This is a genomic window from Syntrophobacterales bacterium (genome assembly GCA_019429105.1).
Lineage (GTDB): Bacteria > Desulfobacterota > Syntrophia > Syntrophales > UBA5619 > DYTH01.
The window spans coordinates 1-8,704 of sequence record JAHYJE010000064.1; the positions used below are offsets into that span (position 1 = coordinate 1).

Annotated in this window: 12 protein-coding genes; 8 read left to right on the plus strand and 4 right to left on the minus strand. The window is 52.6% G+C overall.

What is annotated here, in order from left to right; all coding sequences use genetic code 11:
* Positions 1 to 62: 62 nt before the first annotated feature.
* Together K0B01_14055 and K0B01_14060 are read left to right on the plus strand one after the other, a co-directional pair.
* On the plus strand, positions 63 to 2,174 hold the full coding sequence (locus K0B01_14055) for a DUF3387 domain-containing protein (protein MBW6487263.1): 2,112 nt from the start codon (positions 63 to 65) through the stop codon (positions 2,172 to 2,174).
* Between the two features lie 15 nt (positions 2,175 to 2,189).
* Positions 2,190 to 2,534: an OmpA family protein gene (locus K0B01_14060; protein ID MBW6487264.1), complete on the plus strand. Its 345-nt coding sequence runs from the start codon at positions 2,190 to 2,192 to the stop codon at positions 2,532 to 2,534.
* 208 nt (positions 2,535 to 2,742) lie between these two features.
* Here the strand turns inward: K0B01_14060 and K0B01_14065 are convergent, their stop codons facing one another.
* Positions 2,743 to 3,558, minus strand: coding sequence for a mechanosensitive ion channel (locus tag K0B01_14065; GenBank protein ID MBW6487265.1), 816 nt, complete (start codon positions 3,556 to 3,558; stop codon positions 2,743 to 2,745).
* Here K0B01_14065 and K0B01_14070 point away from each other — a divergent pair.
* A complete protein-coding gene (locus K0B01_14070; protein ID MBW6487266.1) occupies positions 3,557 to 3,739 on the plus strand; it encodes a hypothetical protein in 183 nt (60 codons plus the stop codon). The two genes, K0B01_14065 and K0B01_14070, sit on opposite strands and share 2 nt — an antisense overlap.
* Before the next feature lie 301 nt (positions 3,740 to 4,040).
* On the opposite strand, the gene K0B01_14075 is transcribed toward K0B01_14070, so the two are convergent.
* A complete protein-coding gene (locus K0B01_14075) occupies positions 4,041 to 5,336 on the minus strand; it encodes an ATP-binding protein (protein ID MBW6487267.1) in 1,296 nt (431 codons plus the stop codon).
* A 348-nt stretch (positions 5,337 to 5,684) separates the two neighbouring features.
* Here K0B01_14075 and K0B01_14080 point away from each other — a divergent pair, with 348 nt between their 5' ends.
* Both K0B01_14080 and K0B01_14085 read left to right on the plus strand, forming a co-directional pair.
* A complete protein-coding gene (locus tag K0B01_14080) occupies positions 5,685 to 5,918 on the plus strand; it encodes a type II toxin-antitoxin system Phd/YefM family antitoxin (GenBank protein ID MBW6487268.1) in 234 nt (77 codons plus the stop codon).
* Positions 5,915 to 6,310 (plus strand): type II toxin-antitoxin system VapC family toxin, encoded by a 396-nt coding sequence (locus K0B01_14085; GenBank protein ID MBW6487269.1) that lies wholly within the window; start codon positions 5,915 to 5,917, stop codon positions 6,308 to 6,310. The genes K0B01_14080 and K0B01_14085 overlap by 4 nt, the downstream gene beginning before the upstream one ends.
* 304 nt (positions 6,311 to 6,614) lie before the next feature.
* Here K0B01_14085 and K0B01_14090 read toward each other — a convergent pair whose 3' ends face one another.
* Positions 6,615 to 7,112: a hypothetical protein gene (locus K0B01_14090; protein ID MBW6487270.1), complete on the minus strand. Its 498-nt coding sequence runs from the start codon at positions 7,110 to 7,112 to the stop codon at positions 6,615 to 6,617.
* Positions 7,109 to 7,411 carry a nucleotidyltransferase domain-containing protein gene (locus K0B01_14095; GenBank protein ID MBW6487271.1) on the minus strand — a complete coding sequence of 101 codons (303 nt, stop codon included), beginning with the start codon at positions 7,409 to 7,411 and terminating at the stop codon, positions 7,109 to 7,111. The genes K0B01_14090 and K0B01_14095 overlap by 4 nt, the downstream gene beginning before the upstream one ends.
* A gap of 174 nt (positions 7,412 to 7,585) precedes the next feature.
* On the opposite strand from K0B01_14095, the gene K0B01_14100 reads away from it, so the two are divergent.
* Genes K0B01_14100 through K0B01_14110 form a run of 3 tightly spaced genes read left to right on the plus strand, consistent with a single transcriptional unit; the run spans position 7,586 to position 8,574 of the window.
* Positions 7,586 to 7,864: a type II toxin-antitoxin system prevent-host-death family antitoxin gene (locus K0B01_14100; GenBank protein ID MBW6487272.1), complete on the plus strand. Its 279-nt coding sequence runs from the start codon at positions 7,586 to 7,588 to the stop codon at positions 7,862 to 7,864.
* 7 nt (positions 7,865 to 7,871) lie between these two features.
* Positions 7,872 to 8,330, plus strand: coding sequence for a type II toxin-antitoxin system VapC family toxin (locus tag K0B01_14105; protein ID MBW6487273.1), 459 nt, complete (start codon positions 7,872 to 7,874; stop codon positions 8,328 to 8,330).
* A gap of 46 nt (positions 8,331 to 8,376) precedes the next feature.
* The gene (locus K0B01_14110) at positions 8,377 to 8,574 is read left to right on the plus strand and encodes a zinc ribbon domain-containing protein (protein MBW6487274.1); all 198 of its coding nucleotides are present in this window, start codon (positions 8,377 to 8,379) and stop codon (positions 8,572 to 8,574) included.
* Positions 8,575 to 8,704: the final 130 nt, after the last annotated feature.

Genomic DNA, 8,704 nt, shown 5'->3' on the forward strand with positions numbered 1-8,704 from the left:
CCATCCCTCAAATCGCTGCTGTACTTCTTGAAGATTTACTGTGGGCGTAAACTCTTGATCCATTGGTTATCCTCCTTATTGAGTTGATAACCAATCATAACTGCCTAATCAAAATTTTTCACGCAGGCTTACCGGAAGGACACAAGTTCCGCACCGAGCAGGGCGAGACGCATCCGGTGCTCTCGGAGCGGCGCGACATCATCGTCATCACCGACGAGGCGCACCGCAGCCAGTACGACACCCTGGCGCTCAACATGCGCACTGCCCTGCCCAACGCCGCCTTTCTGGCCTTCACCGGCACGCCGCTGATTATCGGAGAGGAGAAGACCCGCCAGGTCTTCGGCGATTACGTCAGCGTCTACGACTTCCAGCAGTCGGTGGCCGACGGCGCGACCGTCCCGCTCTACTACGAAAACCGCATCCCTGAGCTGCAACTGGTCAACGAGAACCTCAACGAAGACATGGAGAACCTCCTGGAGGCAGCGGAACTCGACGAAGAGCAGGAAAAGAAGCTGGAACGGGAGTTCTCCCGGGAGTACCACCTGATAACCCGCGACGACCGCCTGGAAGCGGTGGCCAAGGACCTGGTGGCCCATTTCACGGGGCGGGGCTTCCCGGGCAAGGCCATGGTGATCTGCATCGACAAGGCGACGGCCATACGCATGTACGACAAGGTCAAGAAGTATTGGAGCGAAAAGATTGCGACGTTGCAAGCGGAGGTGGCCGGGGCGGATGGCGAAGCCCGGCGGGAGATCGAAGCGCAGATCGCCCGGATGAAGGAAACCGATATGGCGGTGGTCGTCTCTCAAGGTCAGAACGAGATCGCTGAGATGAACGAAAAAGGGCTCGACATCCGACCACACCGCAAGCGCATGGTCGATGAGGATCTGGAAACGAAGTTCAAGAATCCCGACGACCCCTTCCGGCTGGTCTTTGTCTGCGCCATGTGGATGACCGGCTTCGATGTGCCGAGCTGCTCGACCCTCTACCTCGACAAACCGATGCGCAACCATACCCTGATGCAGACCATCGCCCGGGCCAACCGGGTCTATCCCGGCAAGGTGAGCGGCCTGATCGTGGACTATGCCGGGGTGTTCCGCAACCTGGAGAGGGCGTTGGCCATCTATGGGGCCGGTGGGGGTGCAGGCGACGGTAGGAAGCCGGTGGAGAACAAGGCCGCATTGGTTGCAGCTCTGCGTCAGGCCTTGGCGGAGACTCGGGGGTTGTGCCAGGAGCACGGGGTAAACCTTGCGGCCATCCAGGTCGCTGAGGGATTTGACCGCGTCGGTTTGCTCGATGACGCCTTAGAGGCGCTGGTCGCCTCCGAAGAGATCAAGCTCCGTTATCTCGATCTGACCAACACGGTTCTGCGGCTCTACAAGGCCGTGCTGCCGGACCCGGCGGCGCGGGACTTTGCCGCCGAGGTGTCGCCTCTCCAAGTGAGCGCCGACAAAATCCGTGCGCTGACACGGCCGGCGGACATCTCCCAGGTCATGCAGCAGGTGGAAGGGCTCCTCGATCAGTCGATTGCCGCCGAGGGCTACGTGATTCGCGAGCCAAGCTCACCCTTTGACGCCGATCATTGGCTTGATCTGAGCAAAATAGACTTCGAGAAGCTGGCCGAGAAATTCAAGACGGGCCGCAGGCGCACTTTAAACGAGAAACTCAAGGGAACGATCGCGCAGAAGCTCATGGTCCTGGTGCGGCAGAACCGCACCCGCATGGATTATCTGGAGCAATTTCAGGCCATGATCGACGCCTATAACGAGGGAAGCCTTAATGCCGAGGAGTTCTTCCAGCAACTGGTGGCCTTTGCCCGGAGTCTGAATGAAGAAGCGCAGCGGGGCGTGGGCGAACAACTGGATGAAGAGGAGCTGGCGCTCTTTGACCTCTTGACGAGACCGCAGCCTGACATGAGCGAGGCGGACCGGGAAAAGGTCAAAGCTACCGCCAGGGAACTGCTATCAACGCTCAAGGCGGGTAAGCTGGTGCTCGATTGGCGCAAACGCCAGCAGGCCCGGGCCGAGGTGCGGGTGACCATCGAGAAACTGCTGGACCAAGGCTTGTCGAGGATCTACACGCCGAAACTATTCGAGCAGAAAACAACGGCTGTATTCCAGCACGTCTATGACGCCTACTACGGCGCGGGGCGCAGCGTGTATGCGGCGGCATGAAGACCTGAGAGGGACGTGGGTTACGCTGGCGCCCCAACCAAACCCCTCAAGTTGAGCAAGAAGCAGTACCATCATGAGATCGGCAACCTGGCGGAGGTCATGAAGAAATATCCCGATCTCAAGATCACGATCGAGGGGCATACCGACAATACGGGCGGGTTGGACTACAATGCGAAGCTCTCCCAGCGCCGCGCCGAAGCCGTCAAGAAGTACCTGGTTGGGAAGTTCGGCATCGACGCATACCGTCTGAACGAAAAGGGTTACGGCGAGATCAGGCCCATCGAATCCAACGCCACGAAGGCAGGGCGTCAGAAGAACCGGAGGGTCGAGGCCGCCGCGGAGTACATCATCAAAAAATAACCCGCGTCTATTCAAGAGGCCGTACGGCTGAATCCGTACGGCCTCTTCTCTTTGAACGCCGATCAATATCCGGTCTCTTTCAGCTTCCTGATCCACTTCGTGAGTAAGGTTGAGGCCTGTTTCCCGTCATAGGCAGAAGATTGGTGTGACAATCACTCTGCCCGCAGGGACGAACGGCAAGAAAACAGCCAACAGAAGATGCCTGATTTCATCCTTTCCTGTTCTCGTAGACATGCACGTCCCTCTGCGGGAACGGGATGGAGATGCCTTCCGCGTCGAACCGTTTCTTAACCTCCTCGATGACAGCGAAATGCACGTTCCAGTAATCAGATCCCTTCACCCATGCCCTGAGCTGGAAAACCACGCTGCTGTCCGCTAGCTCCTTGACGAGGATCGAGGCCTCCGGGTCTTTGAGTATCCTCGCATCTGTATTGATGACATCCTGGATGCACTTTCTCACCTTGTCGATATCATCCCCGTAGCTCACCCCGAAATCCAGATCGACCCTCCTGTTTTCCTTTGTTGAGTAATTGATGATGTTATCACCCATCATCTTTGCATTGGGAACAATGACCACCTTGTTGTCCACGGTGACGAGGGTCGTCGTGAATACCTCGATCTTCTCAACTATGCCGGTAGCCCCTCCACCCTGGATGTAATCGCCGGCCTTGAACGGTTTGAACAGGATCATCAGGAATCCGGCGGCGAAATTCGCCAGGGAGCCCTGTAGTGCGAGACCGATGGCCAGGCCGGCGGCGCCGATGACGGCGATGAACGAGGTGGTCTGTATCCCGAGCTGCGCCAGGGCCGCTATCACGATAAAGGTGAGCAGCGCAATGTAGGTGAGATGCTGGACAAAGGATACGATGGTCGGGTCGACTTTTCTTCCGGTAAGGATCCGTCCGGTCAATCGCTTGACCCCATTCGCAATCCAGCGACCCACGATGAAGATGACCAGTGCGGCAATGATCTTTAACCCGTAAAAGGTTACCCACTCCTGAATCTTGAGCCATAAGTCTTCCATGCATGATCTCCTTTCTGCACAGGTTATTGTTTCTGTAAACGGTATTCTTGTTATGATGGATGAAGTCCTGTGGGTTTTGCTTGATAAGCCTAACAAGGTTTTGAAAAACTTTTTTGTGAGCCTTCAGGTGACCGTAGCGGCTGCTGAAAATGGGCCAGAAACGATTTTCTCCCCTCGATAAGGGGTTCGATGACCCCCTTACAGGGCCACGAGAATCCACTCGGAGGAGTTTTTCAACATCCTGCTAAACCCTATACCGCGGAACCGGCTTCAACTTTTTTACGAAAGAACCAAAATTACTGAGTATGATATTTGTAAATTACAAAGTTGATTATTTTAAATTTCTAAATTTTAAAATATCAGAATTTTAAAACATGTGCAATAAAAAAGTGGAGGGGCGAATTGCCTCAAATAAAATGTTACCATAGAAAACCCGGTGACAGAAAACCCGGTGACATAATACCAATTATGTCTGACACCGTTTACCCGCCAATCCCGTTCAATGCATAAAGGGGAAGATTCGTGAGCCACTCCTCTTTCCGGTAATCGGACATTGACGTGCGGAAGGCAAGCCTCGGACTGTATCTCCGGCAGTAGCTCTTCAAACTTTTAGCCTGAAGGTTTTCCGCTGCCTTTACTTCAAGCGGCACAATATCCATCCCCATTTGAAAAACAAAATCAATCTCGCCATCCGACTTTTCGGCCGTCCAGTAAAACGGGGTAATCTGTTTGCTGGCTATCAGTTGCTGCAGCACGTACTGCTCTGTCAAAGAGCCTTTGAATTCTTCAAAAACCCGGTTCCCCTCCAGAAGCGTTTTAACATCGAGGCCGCTCATGGCCGCCAATAAGCCTACATCGACGACAAACAGTTTAAACGCGTTAAAATCCTGGTAAGCCGTAAGGGGCATCGCCGGTTTTGAAATTCTCCCCACCTTATGAATCAAACCGCAGTCAATAAGCCACTGCAGGGCCAGCTCGTACTCCCGGGCTCTTGCCCCGTGCCTGATCAAACCATATATAAACTTTCGATTTTCCTTCGCAAGTTGTGCCGGGACAGACGACCAGAGCATCCGGATACGGGGAACGGTCTCGTTGGGGGCGTGTTTCGAAAAATCCTGCTCGTACGCAAGGAGCAGCCTCCTCTGCACCTCGCGCACCAGGGAAAAATCATGCGTCTCAACAAAGGCGGCGACAACCTCCGGCATTCCCCCGACATAGCAGTATTGCTTCAAAAGGTCGATATACCGGTCCTTGAAGTGCCTTATAAGTTCGAAATCCTTCGCTGCCAGCAGGTCTGCCAGATTGGCATTCCCGACGGCATTCAGGAACTCCATAAAATTAAGCGGATACAAGTCCAGAAAATCAACCTTCCCCACGGGAAAAGATGTCCCCGGGTGAAGCGCCACCCCCAGGAGCGATCCGGCGGCCATGACATGATACTCCGGCGCCGTTTCGCAAAAATACTTTAGCGACGTCAAGGCCCGGGGCGTCTCCTGCACCTCGTCGAAAATGATGAGGGTGTTGCCGGGTTCGATCTTAACATCCGCCTCAATCTGAAGAGCCGTAATGAGACGCGGGATGTCAAAATCGCCTCTGAATAAACTCTCCATCCGCCCGTTGTTGTCAAAATTCAGATAGGCGGTCTTTTCATAATGGGTTTTTCCAAACTCCCTCATAATCCATGTTTTTCCGACCTGTCTGGCGCCGCGAATGATTAAAGGCTTGCGCCTGTCTCCATTTTTCCAGTTAATTAGCTCCTCCATCGCTTCTCGTATCATAAAGGATACCTCCATCATTAGTATTTCCGCCGCACATTATCACTCCCCTCACAAAAGTCAACCGACTTTGCGTATCTCTATCCATTTATACAGCCGATTTTAGGGGACGCTGTTAACTTATTAACCCCCGGCAGTTCTCTCCCCCCTGGCAAGAGGTCACCTCCGTTTAACACCGCAAATTTAATAATTGGGGTCAGAGTAACATTTACAGAGCGCTGCCACTGTTTATGCCCCAACGGAAATTAATTAGTGGCTGTCACCGATCAGAATCTCGAAAAAAGTGTTGACAAAAGAATGTGACTATGGTCATCTGACCATGCTTGCATTCGAGCCAGGAAGGATGAAATCGTGGAACGTATAATATCGAAATCTCAATTTAAACCGCGCTCACTGGAATATTTCCGCATGATTGAACAAAGCGGGGAGGAACTGATTATAACTGATCGCGGTCGGCCGGTGCTGAAGGTAATCCCCTATACCGTAGATTCAGAGGGGCGTTTAAAAAACTTGCGCAACTCCGTTTTGCAGTACGACGGCCCCACCGAACCGGTGGCGGCCGAAGACTGGAAGGCCCTGCGATGATCGTTTTGGACACGCACGTCTGGATTTGGTGGGTAAGCAGCCCGTCATTTCTTTCAGAAACGGCGAAAACCGTTATTGATGGTGAAGTGACGAAGAAGGAGATTTTTATTTCCTCGATCAGCGTTTGGGAGATTGCGATTCTTGTATCGCGAGGCAGACTGAAACTGACGATGAGCGACAACGATTGGGTTACCGCCTCGGAAGCGCTGCCATTTCTCAACTTTGTGCCTGTCAACAACAGTATCGCCATGAAATCAGTCAATTTGCCGGGAATTTTGCACAATGACCCCGCTGATCGCATAATCATCGCCACGGCTTTGTCTCTGGGCGCAGTTCTGGTAACGAAAGACGAAAAAATACGAAACTATCCGCATGTGAAAACGGCTTGGTAAGTATTTATGAGGGAAACCGTGGGAAATCGCGGACAACCCAAAATACGGTGACATAATACCAATTTTATCCAATCAGCGTCCGGGAAATTGCAAATCCTGCATCACGCGCAAATTGAAACCGACGATGAGCGCGTGCGACCGGGCGCTGCATCGGAAGCGCTGCCGCTGTTTCGATCCCGTCAACAATAGCGACTGTTAACGACCAGACTCTTGAGAAAAATGTTGACAAGGAAATGCGACCATGGTCCTGCCCACGCTGTTATTCAGAAAGGGGGGATGAGGAAAGACGAGCCGTCACTTTTCGCTATCGCTTCCGGTCGAGCAGCGGAAGCAACTTTTCTTCGTAATAGCTCTGTGCGGCCATAAACATGGATTCGAGCTTCCGCCATTCGAGAAAAAGTATGTTCAGGATTGCCGAGCGTTGCTCGTCGCTGCCCGGATATTCGTGCGCGAGGTTGTTTCGCGCCGCTCGCAGCGTCTGCCATTCCTCCACGGAGGAAACGACGCCGATTTTTTCCAGCATGTTCAGGGTGTCAAGAAACGGGCGAGGCTCATCGTTTCCGGATATCATGAACGCCAGTGCCGGAAACAGCCTCGTCCCCATCGCATCCTGTAATTTTGTGAATCGATAAATGAATTGGTCAAGCCAGGAAACCGTCTCATCTTCAAGGGCATTGAGCGAATCGGGAGTGAGGGGAAAAAATGGCGCCAGTTTTTTAGCTCCCGTACACAGGCGCAGCCGGTGCGCCTCGCCTTCAAAGAGAGCCGCTTCGATTTTAAGGCGAAGTATGTCCGCAGTCATAATTCAACCCCGTTAAGCAGCGCTTCTTTTACCACCGGGCGCGAGTCCCGGGCGGGGTCGGCAGTAACAACCACATCTATTTTCTGATCTCCCAGAGCCATCTGCATTTTTACGATTGCCTTGATTTTAGCCGCTTCCCTTGTACCTTGCGGCAAATCGCTGATTACCAGCAGGTCGATGTCGCCCCCGCGTCTGTCGTCAAAAAACCGGGAGCCAAAGAGAATAACTCTTGCCTGACCGGGAAATGCGGAACGAACAGCATCTTTCACGGCATTGACACTTTTTTCGGATAGCCTCATCAGTCGTCTCCCCGAATTTTGATAAGAAATCCCTTGACATTCCACGGTTCACGTTAACCCCTTTCCACAAACAATGCAACACCTTTCAGGTATTAGCAAAATAAAATACTTGACTACGTTGTTAAAGATAGCTACCATAACAATAAAAGTGGCTACCAAGAAGGGAGAGCTCTCATGATCAGCGCGGGAGTAAAGGATGTAAAAAACAATTTAAGCAGATTTTTGGTTCAGGTAAAAGCGGGGGAAGAGATTCTGATCACTGAAAGGGGAGTGCCCATTGCCCGCATCTTGAAGGAAGATTATGGGGATAAGTCCATCCGCTCAGCGCTGGGGCGCCTGGTTCAGAGAGGGTTGATCGCGCTGCCTGGCCGGAGCATCCGGAAAGACCGCATCCGGGCGGTGGAGGTTCCGGGGAAACCCGTTTCGGAAATCGTGATAGAGGATCGGCGGTGAACGACCGATGATCCTCTATCTCGACACGAGCGCCCTGGTAAAAAGATACTTCCAGGAGCCTTATTCTGACGAGATTATCGCCAGATGGAAATCGGCCGCCCAAATCGTCACATCCTTTGTTGCTTACGCGGAAACAATGGCTTCCATATATAGGAAGAAACGGGAGGCAGAGCTTGCCGATACGTTGCTCCGGGAAATAGCGGGCTCTTTTCTTAGGGACTGGGAAAGCTTTATCCGTGTAGAGGTCAACGGCGAACTAAATCCCTACATTGAGCGGGTGGTTGAAGGATATCCGCTGAGAGGTTTCGACGCAATCCATCTCGCATCGGCGCTGGCGATCCGGGAAATGCTTCCTGATGACTTCGTATTTGCCTGTTTTGACGACAGGCTGACCCGCGCCGCACGGTCGGAAGGACTGCAAACGTTTCCATTGGGGACGGCCGCTAATGTCAAGGGAGCTGCATAAAAAAACACTTAATTTAAAGACCTGACCCCCATGGAGATTTTTAACCATGCCGATTTATGAATATGAGTGCATATCCTGCGGACATAGTTTCGAGCGGGTGATGAAGGTTGCGGAAGACGCCCCTTGCTGCCCATCCTGCGGGGCGTCCCAAGTTAAAAAACTCGTCACCCCGTTTCGGACAAACGCGTGGGCGAATTTCCTTGACGGGATGGAAAAGAAGGTAAGCCCGGGGAAATTTAAATAAAAGGAGCCAATTGCAAAACTCTCACATTCTGTCATTCCCGCAATGATTTTAAGCGGGAAAACGAAGTTTAATGTTCATAATCTGGTTCTAACTGCTTGAAAAACCGTATTCCCGATAGAAGCATTGTGTA